At 72.5% G+C, this 16,532-nt stretch carries 14 protein-coding genes; 3 read left to right on the plus strand and 11 right to left on the minus strand.

Going from position 1 to position 16,532, the window contains the following annotated elements:
• Nucleotides 1–195: 195 nt before the first annotated feature.
• The 7 genes from pheT to infC all read right to left on the minus strand — a co-directional run bounded on the left by pheT (nt 196) and on the right by infC (nt 7,855).
• Complete coding sequence (gene pheT / locus OG858_RS08750; protein WP_328545014.1) at nt 196–2,697, minus strand: phenylalanine--tRNA ligase subunit beta; 2,502 nt, start codon at nt 2,695–2,697, stop codon at nt 196–198.
• A complete protein-coding gene (gene pheS, locus OG858_RS08755; RefSeq protein WP_086748872.1) occupies nt 2,697–3,827 on the minus strand; it encodes a phenylalanine--tRNA ligase subunit alpha in 1,131 nt (376 codons plus the stop codon). Before pheS ends, pheT begins: the two co-directional genes overlap by 1 nt.
• 135 nt (nt 3,828–3,962) lie before the next feature.
• Nucleotides 3,963–5,099, minus strand: a complete 1,137-nt coding sequence (locus OG858_RS08760; protein WP_319067322.1) for a sensor histidine kinase — start codon at nt 5,097–5,099, stop codon at nt 3,963–3,965.
• 53 nt (nt 5,100–5,152) lie between these two features.
• Nucleotides 5,153–5,995, minus strand: coding sequence for a TrmH family RNA methyltransferase (locus tag OG858_RS08765; protein ID WP_319067320.1), 843 nt, complete (start codon nt 5,993–5,995; stop codon nt 5,153–5,155).
• A gap of 289 nt (nt 5,996–6,284) precedes the next feature.
• Entirely contained in the window at nt 6,285–6,668 is a 384-nt protein-coding gene (rplT, locus tag OG858_RS08770; protein ID WP_057580434.1) for a 50S ribosomal protein L20, read from the minus strand.
• Nucleotides 6,669–6,782: 114 nt separating this feature from the next.
• Nucleotides 6,783–6,977: a 50S ribosomal protein L35 gene (rpmI, locus tag OG858_RS08775; RefSeq protein ID WP_003977225.1), complete on the minus strand. Its 195-nt coding sequence runs from the start codon at nt 6,975–6,977 to the stop codon at nt 6,783–6,785.
• A 131-nt stretch (nt 6,978–7,108) separates the two neighbouring features.
• On the minus strand, nt 7,109–7,855 hold the full coding sequence (infC, locus tag OG858_RS08780; RefSeq protein ID WP_406195364.1) for a translation initiation factor IF-3: 747 nt from the start codon (nt 7,853–7,855) through the stop codon (nt 7,109–7,111).
• A gap of 331 nt (nt 7,856–8,186) precedes the next feature.
• Between infC and OG858_RS08785 the strand changes: the two genes are divergently transcribed.
• Nucleotides 8,187–8,543: a DUF1844 domain-containing protein gene (locus OG858_RS08785; RefSeq protein WP_020114430.1), complete on the plus strand. Its 357-nt coding sequence runs from the start codon at nt 8,187–8,189 to the stop codon at nt 8,541–8,543.
• Nucleotides 8,544–8,589: 46 nt separating this feature from the next.
• On the opposite strand, the gene OG858_RS08790 is transcribed toward OG858_RS08785, so the two are convergent.
• Nucleotides 8,590–9,321, minus strand: coding sequence for an SseB family protein (locus OG858_RS08790; RefSeq protein ID WP_328545013.1), 732 nt, complete (start codon nt 9,319–9,321; stop codon nt 8,590–8,592).
• 149 nt (nt 9,322–9,470) lie between these two features.
• Between OG858_RS08790 and OG858_RS08795 the strand changes: the two genes are divergently transcribed.
• Complete coding sequence (locus OG858_RS08795) at nt 9,471–10,535, plus strand: serine hydrolase (protein WP_328545012.1); 1,065 nt, start codon at nt 9,471–9,473, stop codon at nt 10,533–10,535.
• 9 nt (nt 10,536–10,544) lie between these two features.
• On the opposite strand, the gene mycP is transcribed toward OG858_RS08795, so the two are convergent.
• Together mycP and OG858_RS08805 are read right to left on the minus strand one after the other, a co-directional pair.
• Nucleotides 10,545–11,780 carry a type VII secretion-associated serine protease mycosin gene (gene mycP, locus OG858_RS08800; RefSeq protein ID WP_319067313.1) on the minus strand — a complete coding sequence of 412 codons (1,236 nt, stop codon included), beginning with the start codon at nt 11,778–11,780 and terminating at the stop codon, nt 10,545–10,547.
• The gene (locus OG858_RS08805; RefSeq protein WP_328545011.1) at nt 11,777–12,601 is read right to left on the minus strand and encodes a hypothetical protein; all 825 of its coding nucleotides are present in this window, start codon (nt 12,599–12,601) and stop codon (nt 11,777–11,779) included. The genes mycP and OG858_RS08805 overlap by 4 nt, the downstream gene beginning before the upstream one ends.
• Nucleotides 12,602–14,310: 1,709 nt before the next feature.
• On the opposite strand from OG858_RS08805, the gene OG858_RS08810 reads away from it, so the two are divergent.
• The gene (locus tag OG858_RS08810) at nt 14,311–15,513 is read left to right on the plus strand and encodes an amino acid deaminase/aldolase (protein ID WP_086753912.1); all 1,203 of its coding nucleotides are present in this window, start codon (nt 14,311–14,313) and stop codon (nt 15,511–15,513) included.
• 55 nt (nt 15,514–15,568) lie between these two features.
• Here OG858_RS08810 and OG858_RS08815 read toward each other — a convergent pair whose 3' ends face one another.
• Nucleotides 15,569–16,498: a DUF2510 domain-containing protein gene (locus tag OG858_RS08815; RefSeq protein WP_327743581.1), complete on the minus strand. Its 930-nt coding sequence runs from the start codon at nt 16,496–16,498 to the stop codon at nt 15,569–15,571.
• Between the last annotated feature and the right edge of the window lie 34 nt (nt 16,499–16,532).

The following is a 16,532-nucleotide window of genomic DNA, read 5'->3' on the forward strand; positions in this document are numbered from 1 at the left end:
CGATTCTGTCGACTCGGATGCCTCATTGGGGGAGATCACCTGAGATTGTCACTCAAATGGGTGAGGTGGCTGCGGGGGTGCATGGTGGGGTGTGTGGGGGCTTGCCCTCCACACAAGGGGCGCGGGGAACTGCGCGAGCAGCCGCGGACGAACCCGCAGCCGCCGAAGAATCGCAGCTCCCCGCCCTTGGGCGCCCTAGCTCCGCAGAACGGCCCCGGTGCGCTCGCCCGCGAGGGCGACCGCCGCGTCCCGAGCCGCCGAAGCCTCATCCACGGTCAGCGTCCGATCCCCGGCCCTGAAGCGAAGCGCGTACGCCAACGACTTCCGCCCGTCACCGAGCTGCTCCGCGTTCTCGTAGACGTCGAACAGCCGGATGCCCTCCAGCAGGTCACCCGCACCCTCACGCAGCGCGGCCTCCACGTCGGCGTGCGGCACGAACGCGTCGACGACGAGCGCGACGTCCTGCGTGGCCACCGGGAACGTGGAGATCTTCGGCCCCTTCGGCACACCGGCGCTCGTCTCCAGCGCGTCCAGGTCCACCTCCATCGCACAAGTGCGCGCAGGCAGTCCCATGGTCTTCAGAACACCGGGGTGCAGCTCACCGGCATACCCGATGACCCGCTCCTCGCCGTCCACGACGACCGCCAGCTCGGCGCAGCGGCCGGGATGCCACGGCCCGTACTGGCCCTTGCGGACGATCAGCTCGGTCCCGGCCTCACCGGCGAGCAGCCGCGCCGCCTCGATGGCGTCGGCCCAGTCGGCCGGACGACCCTTGCCCCACCAGCCGGCCTGCTCACGGGCGCCCGCGAGGACGACGGCGGCGTGCCGGGGTTGGACGGGGAGCGCGGCCGTGAGCGAGGCCAGCTCCTCGTCGGTGGGACGGCGGTCGACGGGCAGGCGGGCGGCGACGCCTCGCTCGTCCTGCGGGTGGAAGACCAGGCCGGTCTCGAAGAGGGCCAGGTCGTGGCTGCCCCGGCCGTCGTTCCGGCGCAGCGCGCCGAGGAGGCCCGGCAGCAGCGTCGTGCGGAGGGCGGGCTCCTCGTCGGAAAGCGGGTTGACCAGCTTGACGACCCGCCGCTTGGCGTCGTCGGCGGCCAGACCGAGCTGGTCGAAGAGGTGCTCGCCGATGAACGGGTAGTTCGGCGCCTCGACGTATCCGGCGCCGGCCAGCACCCGGCCGACCCGGCGGTGCAGTCGCTGCCGCTCGGTCAGACCGAGGCCCGCCGGGGGCTTCGGCAGCGTGGAGGGCAGGTTCTCGTAGCCCTCGAGCCGGATGACCTCTTCGGCCAGGTCGTTCGGGTCGGTGAGGTCGGGCCGCCAGGACGGGACGGTGACGATCAGCTCGTCCTGCCCGTAGACATCGCAGCCGACCTCCTGGAGGCGGCGGACGACGGTCTCTCGGCCGTACTCCATGCCCGCGACCTTGTCCGGGTGGTCGGCCGGGATGATGATGGTGTGCGGCGCGGAGGGCGCGATGACCTCGGTGACACCCGCGTCGGCGGTGCCGCCGGCGAGGAGGACCAGCAGGTCGACCGTGCGCTGGGCGGCCGCGGCACCGGCCAGTGGGTCGACGCCACGCTCGAAGCGCTTGGACGCCTCGGAGGCCAATTTGTGCCGACGGGCCGTACGCGCGATGGCGATCTCGTCGAAGTGCGCGGCCTCGATGACGACCGCGGTGGTTGTGCCGTCGGTCTCGTCGACCTCGGTGTTGGCGCCGCCCATGACACCGGCGAGGCCGATGGGCCCGCGGTCGTCGGTGATGACCAGGTCCTCGGCGTTCAGCGTGCGCACGGTGCCGTCGAGGGTGGTGAGCTTCTCGCCCGCCTCGGCGCGGCGTACGCCGATGGCGCCCTGGACACGGGCGCGGTCGTACGCGTGCAGGGGCTGGCCCAGCTCCAGCATCACGTAGTTGGTGATGTCGACGGCCAGCGAGATCGGGCGCATGCCGGCCTTCTGCAGGCGGCGTTTGAGCCAGATCGGGGACTTGGCGTCGGGGTCGAGCCCGGTGACCGTGCGGGCGGTGAAGCGGTCGCAGCCGAGCGGGTCGGACACCTGCACCGGGTGGCCGAAGGCGTTCGGGCCCGGCACGTCGAGGAGCGCCGGGTCGCGCAGCGGCAGCCCGTACGCGGTGGCCGTCTCGCGGGCGATGCCGCGCAGCGAGAGGCAGTAGCCGCGGTCGGGGGTGACGGCGATGTCGAGGACCTCGTCGACCAGTTCGAGCAGCTCGATCGCGTCGGTGCCGACCTCGTACTCGGGCGGGAGCACGATGATGCCCTTGGTGCCGTCGTCTCCCATGCCCAGCTCGTCGCTGGAGCAGATCATGCCGTGCGAGTTGCGGCCGTACGTCTTGCGCGCGCTGATCGCGAAGCCGCCGGGCAGTTCGGCGCCGGGGAGGACGACCACGACCTTGTCGCCGACCGCGAAGTTACGGGCGCCGCAGACGATCTCCTGGGGCTCACCGGTGCCGTTGGCGGTGGAGACGTCGACGGTGCAGAAGCGGATCGGCTTCTTGAACTCCGTCAGCTCCTCGATGGTCAGCACCCGGCCGACGACGAGGGGGCCCTTGAGGCCGTCGCCGAGCTGCTCGACGGTCTCGACCTCCAGACCGGCCGAAATGAGCTTGGCCTGGACGTCACGGCCTGTCTCGGTGGCCGGCAGGTCGACGTACTCCCGCAGCCAGGAAAGCGGGACGCGCATCAGATCTCCATCCCGAACGGCCGGGTGAACCGGACGTCACCCTCGACCATGTCTCGCATGTCTTCGACGTTGTGGCGGAACATCAGCATCCGCTCGATGCCGAACCCGAAGGCGAATCCGCTGTACTTCTCGGGGTCGACACCGCAGGCGGTGAGCACCCGCGGGTTGACCATGCCGCAGCCGCCCAGCTCGATCCAGCCCTCGGAGGAGCAGGTACGGCAGGGGCGGTCGGGGTTGCCGACGGAGGCGCCCTTGCAGACATAGCAGAGCATGTCCATCTCGGCGGACGGCTCGGTGAAGGGGAAGAAGTTCGGCCGCAGCCGGGTCTTCATGTCCTCACCGAACAGCGACTGGACCATGTGGTCCATGGTGCCCTTGAGGTCGGCCATGGTCAGGCCCTCGTCCACCGCGATCAGCTCGATCTGGTGGAAGACCGGGGTGTGGGTGGCGTCCAGCTCGTCGGTGCGGAAGACCCGGCCGGGGCAGACGACGTAGACGGGCAGCTCGCGGGAGAGCAGCGAGCGGGCCTGCACGGGCGAGGTGTGCGTACGTAGTACGACACCGGACCCGCCGTCGCCGTCCGAACCCTTGGGGCCCTCGACGAAGAAGGTGTCCTGCATCTGGCGGGCCGGGTGGTCCGGGCCGAAGTTCAGGGCGTCGAAGTTGAACCACTCGGCCTCGACCTCGGGGCCCTCGGCGATCTCGTAGCCCATGGAGACGAAGACGTCGGCGACGCGCTCCATCATCGTGGTGAGCGGGTGGCGGGCGCCGGCCGGTACGCGGTCGTAGGGCAGCGTGACGTCCACCGCCTCCTCGACCAGCACCCGCGCGTCGCGCTCGGCCTCCAGCTCGACCTGACGGCCGGCGAGCGCTTTGTTCACCGCGCCCCGTGCCTGGCCGACCAGCTTTCCGGCCGAGGCCTTGGCCTGCGGCGGCAGCGCGCCGATCTCGCGGTTGGCGAGGGCGAGCGGGGAGGTGCCGCCGGTGTGGGCGACCTTGGCCTCCTGGAGTGCGTCGAGGGAGTCCGCGGCGGCGAAGGCGGCGAGCGCCTCGTCCCGCATGCGCTCGATCTCTTCCGGTTTCAAGGCCTCGACCTCTACCGGGTCGTACGACTTATTCGGTGCCGACATCTCTTCCCGTGCTTCCGATTGGCTGGCTGAAGGTCCCCGTACCGACTCGTGGACAGATCGTCACGGTTTTTGGGACACAAAGGTGCCAAAGGCCGAGTCTAACGGGGTGGAGGTGAACGAACGCGCCCGTGGTGCTCAGGCCAGGTAGGCCGGGGCCGCCACGGGCAACGTAAATCGGAACTCGGCGCCGCCGACAGGGGCGCGTCCGACCGTGATGGTGCCGCCGTGGGCCTCGACGATGCCCTTGACGATGTACAGCCCGAGGCCGGTGCCACCGCGCTTGCTGCCCCGCCAGAAGCGGGTGAAGACGCGGTTCATGGACTCCTCCGGGATGCCGCTGCCCTCGTCGCTCACCGTGACCGACGTACCGGTGTCCTCCCCCTCCCGGGGGGACGCCGTGGGCGTGACGTCAATCGTGACGGTTCCCTCGCCGTGCCGCACCGCATTTTCCAGCAGGTTGCTCAGCACCTGGTCGATCTTGTCCGGGTCGGCCCACAGATCGGGCAGCGGCTGCTCGATCCGCAGCAGGAACCGGTCGGCGGGCTGCCCCGCGGCGACGTACGCCTGGATGTGCCGTCCGACGGCCGCGCCTATGTCGACGGGCTGCCTGCGCAGTTCGAGCCGCCCGGAGTCGATCCGCGAGATGTCCAACAGCTCGGCGATGAGCCGCGTGACCCGGTTGGCGTCGGCGTCCACGGTCTCCAGCATCAGCTTCTTCTGGTCGTCCGTGAACCGCTCCCACTTGGCGAGCAGCGTCGCGGTGAACCCCTTGACCGACGTCAGCGGCGACCGCAGCTCGTGGGCCACGGTGGCGATCAGCTCGGAGTGGCTGCGCTCGGTGCGGCGCCTGGCCTCGGTGTCGCGCAGGGAGACGACGACCCGGCGGACGGGACCCTTCGGCTCCGTCCGGATGTAGCGGGCCGACACGAGGATCTCGCGCGCCCCGGGCAGGAGCAGGTTCCGCTCGGGCTGTCCGACCCGGATGGCGAGCCCTCCGTACGGGTCGGTCAGCTGCCACCAGCGGCGGCCTTCGAGGTCTTCTAAGGGGAGGGCCCATTCGAGGGGGCGGCCGAGGGCGTCGGCGGCGGGGGTGGCGGTGATCCGGGCGGCGGCGGCGTTGAAGCAGATCACGCGGCCGTTCTCGTCGGCCACGACCAGTCCGTCGGGAAGGTCGTCGGGGGTGATGCCGAGCTCGGCGAGATCATCGTGCCGGGCCGCCGATGTGGCGAGCACGTCCAGTGCTCCCCGGGTGCTGCTCGTGCCGACCCTCATCCCCGTACCCCACCTCTCGCGTTGTGCAGTGGGCCCCCGAGCCCGTCACCCTACTAGCTGGGCGTGACGGTCCGGCACCCTCCGAAGGCGCGCTGTGCACGTGCGGACGCGTAGAGACATACGGCGGCGGCGGTCGCCAGGTTCAGGCTTTCCGCCTTTCCGTGGATCGGCACGCGTACGACGGCGTCGGCCAGCTCTCGGGTCTCCTCGGGCAGCCCCCACGCCTCGTTCCCGAACACCCATGCCGTGGGCCCGCCCATGGTCCCTTTGTCCAGCTCGTCGTCGAGGTCGTCCTGCCCCGCCCCGTCAGCGGCGAGAATCCGCACTCCGGCGTCCTTGAGCCCCGCCACGGCCTCCTCGACGGGCACGCCGACGGCGACGGGCAGGTGGAACAGCGACCCGACGGAGGCGCGCACGGCCTTGGGGTTGTAGAGGTCCACGGACGCGTCGGTGAGCACGACCGCCTCCGCCCCGGCGGCGTCGGCGCAGCGCAGTACGGTGCCGGCGTTGCCGGGGTCGCGGACGTGGGCGAGCACGGCGACGAGCTTGGGGCGGCTCCTGAGGATCTCCTCGAAGGGGGTGTCGAGGAACCGGCAGATCCCGACGAGGCCCTGCGGCGTGACGGTGGTGGAGATGTCGGCGATGACCGCCTCGTCGGCGAGGTGGACGCGGGCGCCGGCCGCGCGGGCCTCTCCGACGATGTCGGCGTACCGCTCCGCGGCCTCGACCGTGGCGAACAGCTCGACCAGGGTGTCCGCGTGCCCGGCGGCCTCCCGCACGGCCTGCGGCCCCTCCGCCAAGAAGAGGCGGTCCTTCCCCCGGAAGTTCCGCTTCGCGAGCCGCCGCGCGGCGGACACGCGGGCGGAGCGGGGGGAGATCAACTCGGGGGCGGGCATGGATCACCTTTGGATCGAAAGAGCTCGGGGGTTCGGTTCGTTGGCGGGTGCGGGTGCGGGTGCGGGTGCGTGGGACTTCTCGCGCAGTTCCCCGTGCCCCTGAGAAGCAGGGGCTGCACCCCGTGCTTTTCGGGGGCGCGGGGGCCTGGGTTTTCGGGGGCGCGGGGAACTGCGCGACCAGGCCCCACGCACCCGCAGCCGACAACGCACCCGAAACACCCGGACCCGCAGGCGGCAAGCACCTGCGGGTCCGGGTCACAACAACACGCGGCTCAGGCCAGCGCCAGCGTCACGCCGCCTTGGGCGCGTTCACGTCCGCCGGCAGCGCCTTCTGCGCGACCTCGACCAGCGCGGCGAAAGCCGTGGCGTCGTTGACGGCCAGCTCGGCGAGGATCTTGCGGTCCACCTCGATGTTGGCGGCCTTCAGACCCTGGATGAGGCGGTTGTACGTCATGCCGTTCTGGCGGGCCGCAGCGTTGATGCGCTGGATCCACAGCTGACGGAAGTCGCCCTTGCGCTTCTTGCGGTCGTTGTAGTTGTAGACCAGCGAGTGGGTGACCTGCTCCTTGGCCTTGCGGTACAGGCGCGAACGCTGACCGCGGTAGCCGGAGGCGGCTTCGAGGATCGCCCGGCGCTTCTTGTGGGCGTTTACTGCCCGCTTGACGCGTGCCACTTTTTGACTCCTTGTAGCGGGGCCGTGGTTGTCCTCACACGACCCGAAATCGATTGGGTCCCGGTCCTGACGTACGTACGGCGCGCTTCGATCGGTTGATCAGGCGCCGTCGCGTCACTTGCCGAGAAGCTTCTTGATCTTCGCGGCGTCGCCCGGGGCCATCTCGGCGTTGCCGGTGAGGCGACGCGTCACGCGGGACGACTTGTGCTCGAGCAGGTGGCGCTTGCCGGCGCGCTCACGGAGCACCTTGCCGGAGCCGGTGATCTTGAAGCGCTTGCTGGCACCGCTGTGCGACTTGTTCTTCGGCATAGCGCCGTTCTCTCCTCGTCAGTGGCGTTCCGGTGCCCGGTCGTGAAACCGGGCACAACGGAACGTCATTTCTATCGGTTGACACCCTGGACCGGTGTCCAGGGTTTCCCCCGGACTCGCGTCCCGGGGACTTACGCCTCGGCAGGCTCCTCGGCCGGCGCCTCGGCCTCGACGTGCTGCACGTCGGTGCCCTCGGCGTCGGCGTGCTCGGCCTCGGCGGCGTTCTGCGACTTGCCGGGGTTGGCCTTCGCTTCCGCCTTCCGGGCTTCCTGCGCCTGACGGGCCTCGGCCATCGCCTCGGTCTTCTTCTTGTGCGGACCGAGAACCATGATCATGTTTCGGCCGTCCTGCTTCGGGTTCGACTCGACGAACCCGAGGTCCTCGACGTCCGAGGCGAGACGCTGCAGCAGTCGGTAGCCCAGCTCGGGCCGGGACTGCTCGCGACCACGGAACATGATCGTGATCTTGACCTTGTCGCCCTGCTTGAGGAACCGGACGACGTGACCCTTTTTGGTGTCGTAGTCGTGCGGGTCGATCTTCGGCCGGAGCTTCATTTCCTTGATGACCGTGTGCGCCTGGTTCTTGCGCGCCTCACGGGCCTTCATGGCCGACTCGTACTTGAACTTCCCGTAGTCCATGAGCTTGCAGACCGGGGGACGCGCACTCGCCGCCACCTCGACCAGGTCGAGGTCGTACTCCTGCGCAAGCTCCAGGGCCTTGGCAAGCGGAACAATCCCGACCTGCTCGCCGCTGGGACCGACAAGCCGCACTTCGGGAACGCGAATCCGGTCGTTGATGCGGGGCTCGGTGCTGATGGATCCTCCTCGGTAGCACCACACGCCGGTCTGGCGGACCGCCGTGTTATGTCTGGTTGACATAGAGACCAACCATCAGGAGCCATGAAAAATGCCCCGGACGGGACACAGGCGGGGCTCCATGTACTGCCGGAGCACCGCCGCGGGTGTGCCGCGGGGCGCAAACTCGGACGACTCCACCGTCCGTACGGAACGGTGGGGGCCGTCTGACCGGGTGACCTGCCGTCCCGGAGGACAGTCAGGTGGGAGTTCGGAGCCTCCACTTGCGGGCCGGGCACACAGGTGTCCAGCCGGTCGTTGGGACCACCATACCGGGTTGAAACCTGGCGTGCCAATCGGGGGCGACGGGCTCCCGCAGGTCGGGGCGTACGTGCCGGGGCCTATCGTGTGGGGCATGAGTGAGACCCCTCCTGAGAACCCCGACTTCGACTCGATGACCCGCGACATCGCCGAGGTCCCCGCGGTCGAGGTGATCGTGACGGTCGCCGTCAACCTGATGAGCGCCGCCGCGGTGAAGCTCGGTCTGACGGAGGAGGGAGACAAGTACAAGGACCTGGACGAGGCCCGCAAGCTGGTCACCGCCCTCGCCGGTCTGCTGGACGCGTCCGCCACCGAGATCAGCTCCTTCCACGCGGCCCCGCTGCGCGACGGTCTGAAGTCGCTGCAGCTGGCGTTCCGCGAGGCGTCGGTCGTGCCGGACGAGCCGGGTCAGGGTCCGGGCGAGAAGTACACGGGCCCGGTCTACGGCTAGGACACCGGCCGGGCCGTGGGTCGCGCGTTCACCGATCCGCGCGCGCTCACCGGCGTACGTACAAGGGCTCGCCCGATGGCGTCGCCCCGGCCGGCAGCAGTGCCAGGTCGAGGCCACGCACCAGGCGGGCCCGCAGTGTCTCGTCGGCGGCGAGGCGGCCCGCCACGGACCGCGCGGCTTCGGCCGGGCCCGCGGACGGGTCGAGGACGAGGGCGAGGGTGCCGTCGGCCTGTCCGGGGCCGAGGTGGGCGCGGAGCACGGCCGGTTCGGCGGCGACGGCGGAGCGTACAGCGTCGAGGACGGCGGGGTCGGCGAGCGGGTCGGTGGTGGTGCGTCCCTCGGCGAGCGCGCGCAGGGCGGGGCCGGTCAGCTCGTAGGGGACGGGGCCCGCGAGGTCGAGGACGATCGTGTCGGCCTTCTCGTGCGCGGCGGCCTGCAGGGCCTGGTGCAGGGGTACGGCGACGGGGCGGGCGGCGGGGTCCCAGCGGGCGAGGGAGTCGGTGGAGGTGAAGGCGGGCAGGGCGGTGCGGCCGCCGGCCTTCAGGGTGGGGACGGCCATGTCGCTGGTCTTCTCGCGGCGCAGCCCGTTCTCGTCGACCTCGACCTCACCGAGCACGGCCACGACGGGCACGAGGAGCCGGGCCCCCTTGAGGGCTTCGAGGACAGGGCTCACAGCGGTCCGGTCCTCGGCCCAGGCGGCGAGCGCGGCGCTCAGCCGGGGGTCGGCGGAGCCGTCGTCGTCGGAGAAGCCGGGGTCGGGAATGTTCTTGTTCGCCACGGTCGTCGACCCTATCGGGGGAAGTCTCCCGGGCGTTCGGCAGGCCGGAAACGTGACGGTCACATCACTCACGGTTTTCTCAGCGATCCCTGACAAGGATCTAACAATCGCCTAACCAGGCGCACAGCGCGGCGCAGAACCATCACGGCATGCCCTCATCAAGAGCCCGCCGCAGCGCCCGTCCGTCCGGGCGCCGTCCGCTCGTCCGCATCGCGCTCGCCACCCTCGTCCTCGTGGGCGGCACGGCCGCCGGGTCGGTGTACATGAGGGCCCAGGCGCAGGACGGCGGAAGCTCCGCCGTATCGTCGTCGGCGTCATCGTCGGTATCGCCCTCGGCCTCCGCCTCCACGGCGCCGGGCGCGGACGTGGTCGCTGAGGAGGCTTCGGTGGAACCTGTGGCGGCGCCCGAGGTGGACCACGACGCGCTGCTCGCGGCGGCCCTGGCGGACGTGGCCGTCGAGGACGGGGCGGAGGTGTCCGTGGCCGTGCTCGACGTGGCGTCCGGTGACTCGGCCGGGTACGGGAGCGCGCGGTTCGACACGGCCAGCATCGTGAAGCTGGACATCCTGGCGGCGCTGCTGCTGCAGGCGCAGGACGCGGACCGGCAGCTCACCGTGCAGGAGAGGACGTACGCCTCCGCGATGATCCGTGACAGCGACAACGTCTCCGCGACGGCCCTGTGGAAGGCCATCGGGCAGGCCGACGGTCTGGACGCCGCGAACGCGCGGTTCGGGCTGACGGGCACCGAGGGCGGCGACGGCCTGTACTGGGGACTCACGCAGACCACGGCGGCCGATCAACTCGCCCTGCTCCAGCAGGTGTTCGGGGACGACGACACGTCCGAACTGAACGAGGCGTCGCGGGGGTACGTCCAGGAGCTGATGGGCCGGATCGCGCAGGGTCAGGACTGGGGCGTCTCGGCGGCGGCGTCGGGCGGGGCCTCGGGGTCCGGATTCGCGCTGAAGAACGGGTGGTTGCCGCGTACCGCCACCGGGCTGTGGGACATCAACAGCGTCGGCCGGGTCGCGGTGGACGGGCGGGAGTACCTGGTCGCGGTGGTGTCGAACGGCAACACGACGAAGGCGAAGGGGATCTCGCTGGTCGAGGCGGCGGCGCGGGCGGCCGTCTCGGTGTTCGGGGACACGGCGGAAACGGCCGGCGACGTGGCTCCGGCGGACGCGACGGTCACGGCGGGCGTGGCCACCGGCTCGTAGACGCCGGCTTCAGACGACGTACTCGTCGGGTCGGCCGCGACCGCGTCCGCGCCAGACCATCACCGCGGTGACCAGCAGGACCACGCCGAGTCCGCCCGCGGCGGGGGCGGCCCAGCCGGCGGTCGGGTCCTCCTCCTCGACCGGGTCCGGGCCGGAGCCGAAGTACTTGCCGCCGTACGACGCGGTCTTGAGGTCGTCGGACGTGAGCTTGCCGCCTTCCTCGATGGCGGCCGCCGGGTCGACGAAGCCGAAGCCCCGGGAGTCGTCGCGACCGCCGACGGGGGCTTCGCGGGCGGTGCCCTCCAGGAGGCGTTTGACCTGGGCGGGGGTCAGGCTCGGGTGGGCCGCCTTGATGAGGGCTGCGGCGCCGGAGACGAAGGCCGCCGCGGCGCTGGTGCCCCAGCCCTCGTAGTACTTACGGTCGGGGTCGGCGATGACGACGTCGACGCCGGGGGCGCTGACGGTGGCGTACCAGCGGCGGGTGGAGAACGGGGCGCGGTCGCCGTCCTCGTCGACGGCGGTCACCGCGATCACGCCCGGGTAGGCCGCCGGGTAGGAGATGTGGTCGCCCTTCGCGCCGCCGTTGCCGGCCGAGGCGACGACGATCGAGCCCTTCTGCAGGGCGTACTGGACCGCGGCGTCCTCGGAGGGGTCCGGGTGGGCGGACTCGGAGTCGTCGCCGAGGGAGAGGTTGATGACGTCGACGTCCTGGTCGGCGGCCCAGCGGATGCCCTCGGCGAGGGCGTTGCCGCGGGTGCTGCGGGCCTTGGAGCGGGCCGAGTCGCCGTCTTCGAGGATGACGCGGACAGGGAGGATCTTGGCCTCGGGGGCGACGCCGAGGACGCCGTCGGCGTCGTTCACGCCGTGTCCGTGTCCGGCGATGATCCCGGCCATCGCGGTGCCGTGCCGGGCCCAGGAGCGGTCGCCGCGCGAGGCCCCGAAGCCGACCATGTCCTTCGTCGGCAGGACGTTGCCGGCCAGGTCCGGGTGCTCGTCGTCGACGCCCGTGTCGAGCACCGCGACGGTGATACCGGCGCCCTTGGTCGTACGCCACGCCTCCTGCGCGTGCATCGCCCCCAGCGCCCACTGCTGGTCCCGGATGCCGTCGGCGTGCGCGGCGGTGGAGGGCAGCAGGGCCAGGGAGGCGGCGAGGGGTACGCCGAGCAGACCGAGGCGCGGGACGCGCCGGTGGCGTCGGTCGGCTTTCGCGACCCTTCCGGTGGTCCCGGGTTTGTCGGCTTTCATGAAGGCTGCTCCGTGGCGGACGCGGCGGTCCTGCGCAGGCCGCGTTCGATGCGGTCGGCGAGGCCCTGCGCCTCGTGGCCGAGGCCGGACTGGGCGGGGGCGGTCGTGGCACCGGACTTCATCGCGTCCGCGGCCGGCTGCGGTTGGGTGACGGTGCGGCCGTCGGCGAAGCCCGAGACGGCGTAGGCGACCACGGGGACGTCGGTGAGGACGGAGATCGTCCAGGAGGCCCGCTGACCGTCGCCGAAGCCGGCGGCGACGGTGTCCTCGGCGGCGTACGCCCGGGGCATCAGGTCGGTGCGGCGGTCGAGGCCGTCCTTCGTGAAGCGGTTCCCGAGCGCGGCCATGGCGGCGGCGTCGGCCCTGGTGAACATCAGGCCGACGGTGGTGACGCTGCTGTGGGTCGCGTCGGTGTAGGTGGCGCGCAGCAGTCGCAGGCAGCCGACGGGGGCGAGGGCCTTGCGCAGCAGCGGGTCGAAGGCGTCCGCGCAACCGCTGTCGCGCGCGACGGCGACCCGGGTCCAGGTGCGGTCGGTACCGCCGGGTCCGGCGCCCTCGCCCTGCACGGTGGGTGGGAACAGCTCGTCGACGGGTACCCCGTGCCACAGTTGCCCGGCCACCGCGAAGGTGTCGCGGGAGCCGTCCGCCCCGGGGTCCCCGGTGAGCCAACTCCCGGCCGCCGCGCCGCCGATGAGCCCGACGCCGAGCACCACGCACGCGGCCACGGCCGCCGCCCGCGCCTTGGTGGGCCGCGGCTTGCGCCGCCCGTCGTACGGCTCGGGCGGTGTCCACGGCGATGTGTCCGGCTGCGCGAACGTCACGAAGGGTCGCCCGGGAGGCGCCCCGAGGACTCCGTCGAGCGCCTCGGCGGACCGCCGGGACGAACCCGCCGGAGGCTGCCAGCCACCGGAGCGCTCGGGCGTGATGGGCCGCGGCCGAGGCGTCCCCTCGGGGCCCGTCTCCTCGGGCAGCGGGCGACGGAGGGGTGAGGCCGGGGGTGGAACGGAACCGCCGGAAGCCGGTACGCCGTCACGGGGCGCCGGTGTCGGGGGCTGTCCGGCCGGGCGGGGGGTCGTGCCGCCGGGGGTGGAGTCGGAGGGACGGGTGGAACGGCCGCCGTTGGAAGGGCCGGAGGTCCGAGGTGGCGTGCCGCCGACGGGCGAGCCGGCCGGACCGGAGTGCCGGGGCGGGCGGTCGCCGAGGGGCGGGGCCGAGCCGGCGGTCCGGGCGTCCGGGGACGGTGCGGCACCCGAAGGCCGGCCGGCACCCGTACGCCGTCCGGCGTCGCGCGCGGGGGGCGGGGTGTCGGGGAAACGAGCAGTCCCCGAGGCAGGCGCGCCGTCCGGGCGACGAGCCGCCGGCGGACCGTCCGGGAAACGGGCCGACACCGAGGGCGGGGCGTCCGGGAAACGGGTCGGAGCCGTCGGCGGAGCGTTCAGGAAACGGGTCCAGGACGCCGGTGGGGAGTCCGGGAAGCGAGCGGAGGCGGCCGGGGGCGGCGGGGTGGCCGGGGTGCCTGGGTTCTGGCCCGCCGTGCGCCGGAAGTCGGAGAAGCGCGGGTGTTCGCCTCGGCGCGGGGCGGCGCCACCGTCCACGACGGAGCCGCGCGGGGGAGTCTCGTCCGCCGCCGCACCCGAACCACGTGCGGGGCTCTGCCCGGCTGTCTGCCGGGATCCTTGCGAAGGGCCGCCCTGACCGGCCACCGGGCCGGGGTCGTGCGCACGGGAGGGTGTGTGCCCGCCCTGACCGGCGGAACTCCGGCTGTTCTCCGGGGTGTTCGGGGCGTCGGCCGCACCCGGGCGGCGTACGTCCCGGGTCGTGCCCGGAGTCGGGGACGGCGCCGAGGACGGGCGAGGCGGAGTGCTGGGTCGGGCGGGCGCACCCGCCACCGGTGGCCGCTGAGGGCGGCGTGGCATGGTCGGACCGTTCCCGGCCGAGGGCATGCGATCCGGGCGGGGCGGGGGAACCGAGGGGCCACCCACCGGGCTTGAGCCGACCGGAGGGGCCGAGCCGGGCGCACCCGAGGCGGACGGACACGTGTCCGGGGCGGTCGCGTACGCCCCTGGTGCCTCGCTGCCGGACCCGGGCCCCCGCGACGGCCGCCGCGGCGGGGTTCCCGGCGTCGCGGTGTTCGATGTCGTGGCGTCCGGTGTCATGGTCGACGCGTCGTGGTCCGGCGGTATGGACGGGCGGGGCGGACCCGGTGGTCGCGGGGGGATGGAGGCGCGGCGCGCTTCCGTGCTCATGCACCCCCCGTTTCCTCGTCCGGGCCGACCCGGAGGTCGTCCGGGCGTCCGACCGCCCGTGGGGAGCGGTCGTCACGCATACCTGGGACGGGCCCCGCCGACGGTCCAACACCACGGGCAAGCCATACCCGTGGCAGCGGATCCGCATCCCCGTCGAGGTCGTCCCTGCGTGCGCGTCACTCTACGGGTTGGCCCCGGTCGAACGGGAACCAGTCCGCCGACCCGCGGCTTCTGCCCGGAACGTCCCCCTACCCTGCGGTAATCATGTCTGGCAGGCTTCGTGCATGACTGCGCGCGCCGCCGACCGGGCCCGGTACGACCGGGCCACAGCTCATCTCGACGCACCTCTGGCGATCGTCGACCTCGACGCCTTCGACGCGAACGCCGACGACCTCCTCCGCAGGGCCGGCGGCAAGCCGATCCGCGTCGCGAGCAAGTCCGTTCGCTGTCGGGCGCTCCTGGAGAGGGTCCTGGCCCGGGAGGGCTTCCAGGGCATCATGTCGTTCACCCTCGCCGAGTCCCTGTGGCTGGCCCGCTCCGGGTTCGAGGACATCCTTCTCGCCTACCCGTCGGCCGACCACGAGGCCTTCGCCGAACTGGCGGGCGACCCCAAGCTCGCCGCCGCGGTGACCGTCATGGTCGACGACCCCGCCCAGCTCCAGCTGATCGACAACTCCCGGCGTGGCGGCACCGAAGTCGTGCGCGTCTGCCTGGAGTTGGACACCTCGCTGAAGCTGCTCGGCGGACGGGTGCGCGTCGGCGCCCTGCGCTCCCCGTTGCACTCCCCCGCGCAGGTCGGCGAGATGGCCCGCGCCGTGGCCGAGCGCCCGGGGTTCAAGCTGGTCGGGATCATGGCGTACGAGGGGCACATCGCCGGTGTCGGCGACTCGGTGGCCGGGCGGCCGTTCCGGTCGCGTGCCATCCGGCTGATGCAGGCCACCGCCAAGAAGGAGCTGGCCACGCGGCGGGCCGAAGTGGTGCGCGCCGTACGGCGGGTGGCGCCGGACCTGGAGTTCGTGAACGGCGGCGGCACGGGCAGTGTGCAGCACACGGCGGCGGAGGACGCGGTCACCGAGATCGGCGCCGGCTCCGGGCTCTACGTGCCCCGGCTCTTCGACAACTACACGTCGTTCAGCGGGCGTCCGGCCGCGCTCTTCGCCATGCCCGTCGTACGGCGCCCCGGTGTCGGGGTCGTCACCGTGCTGGGCGGCGGCTACCCGGCGTCCGGCGCACCCGGCCCCGACCGGCTGCCGGTGCCGTATCTGCCCGAGGGGCTGAAGTACGACCCGCAGGAGGGCCCCGGCGAGGTGCAGACCCCGCTGCTCGGCGCGCCCGCGGACGACCTGCTGCTCGGCGACAAGGTGTGGTTCCGGCACGCCAAGGCCGGCGAGCTGTGCGAGCGGTTCGACGTGCTGCACCTGGTGGAGGGCGACGAGGTGACGGCGGCCGTGCCCACGTACCGCGGCGAGGGGCACACGTTCCTGTAGGCCGGCGGCGGCCGGGAGCCCCGCTCGGCCTCCCGGCTCCGCGCGCCGCGAGCGCTCACGACGGGCCGAGGCTGCTGCCCACTCCCCCGCCCGTGTCCGCGTCCGCGTCGCCCACCGGTCGGATGCCCTCGACGATCTCGTCGATGTCGCCCACCGACGGGCCGTCGTCGCCCGCGTCGAGGGCGAACCGGACGAGCACCGGGGCCTCGGAGCCGCTGCTGGACGGGAAGACGAGGGACTGGACGTAGCCGCCGGGTCCGGCCCCCGTCGTGACGCGCCAGCGCACGTAGTAGCCGGCGCGGCCCGCGACGGCCACCGAGCCGGAGGAGACGACCTCGTGGCCGGTGATGCCGTTGTAGGGGCGCCGGTCCAGTTCGTCGCGGTCGTACGCGTCGTTCGCCGCGTCCTCGATGTCGCGCTGGGCGAGGACCTTCGGGGATGTCTCGCTGCTGCCGGTGACGGTCCGCGAGACGACCGTGCCCCTGCGGCACAGGCCGTTGTCGCCGGGGCAGTCGTAGATGCCGTCGTCCGTGACCAGGACCGCGTCGTCCTCGGCGGATCCGTCGCCGTCCTCCCAGCCGTCGGGGATCGGGAAGGCGATGCCGTTGAGGTCGTCCACGACGGTGGTCGGGTCGCCGGTGGGGGTCGCGGTGGCGGGCTTGGTGGGGGTCGGGCCGTCGCTCCCGTCGGCGTCGGAGGTCGGGGAGGTCGTCGCCGTCCTCGTCTCCCGGCCGCCGTCGCCGTCCCCGCCGAGCAGCAGGACGCCCCCCGTGACCGCTCCGGCGACCAGGACGGCCCCGACGGCGGCCAGCGCGACGACCTTGGTGCGTCCGGGGCCCTTGCCCGGGGGCGGCTGCGGCTGGAGCACCGGCGGGACGGGCTGCTCCGGCTGGCGCCGGTGATCGGTCCACGCGGTCCCGTCCCACCAGCGTTCGGTGAGCGGGTAGGACGGGTCGCGGTACCAGCCGGGCGGCGAACTGCTCATCCCGGCACTTTAATCACACCGGTGGTGGCGGTGC

Source organism: Streptomyces europaeiscabiei (assembly GCF_036346855.1).
Taxonomy (GTDB): Bacteria; Actinomycetota; Actinomycetes; order Streptomycetales; family Streptomycetaceae; genus Streptomyces; species Streptomyces europaeiscabiei.

Bases quoted from the DNA above. Each gene is read 5' to 3' on its own strand.
- pheT (WP_328545014.1), bottom strand. From the start codon at position 2,697: ATGCGCGTCCCGCTTTCCTGGCTGCGGGAGTACGTCGACCTGCCGGCC.
- pheS (WP_086748872.1), bottom strand. From the start codon at position 3,827: ATGTCGGCACCGAATAAGTCGTACGACCCGGTAGAGGTCGAGGCCTTG.
- OG858_RS08760 (WP_319067322.1), bottom strand. From the start codon at position 5,099: ATGAGGGTCGGCACGAGCAGCACCCGGGGAGCACTGGACGTGCTCGCC.
- OG858_RS08765 (WP_319067320.1), bottom strand. From the start codon at position 5,995: ATGCCCGCCCCCGAGTTGATCTCCCCCCGCTCCGCCCGCGTGTCCGCC.
- rpmI (WP_003977225.1), bottom strand. From the start codon at position 6,977: ATGCCGAAGAACAAGTCGCACAGCGGTGCCAGCAAGCGCTTCAAGATC.
- infC (WP_406195364.1), bottom strand. From the start codon at position 7,855: ATGTCAACCAGACATAACACGGCGGTCCGCCAGACCGGCGTGTGGTGC.
- OG858_RS08785 (WP_020114430.1), top strand. From the start codon at position 8,187: ATGAGTGAGACCCCTCCTGAGAACCCCGACTTCGACTCGATGACCCGC.
- OG858_RS08795 (WP_328545012.1), top strand. From the start codon at position 9,471: ATGCCCTCATCAAGAGCCCGCCGCAGCGCCCGTCCGTCCGGGCGCCGT.
- mycP (WP_319067313.1), bottom strand. From the start codon at position 11,780: ATGAAAGCCGACAAACCCGGGACCACCGGAAGGGTCGCGAAAGCCGAC.
- OG858_RS08810 (WP_086753912.1), top strand. From the start codon at position 14,311: ATGACTGCGCGCGCCGCCGACCGGGCCCGGTACGACCGGGCCACAGCT.
- OG858_RS08815 (WP_327743581.1), bottom strand. From the start codon at position 16,498: ATGAGCAGTTCGCCGCCCGGCTGGTACCGCGACCCGTCCTACCCGCTC.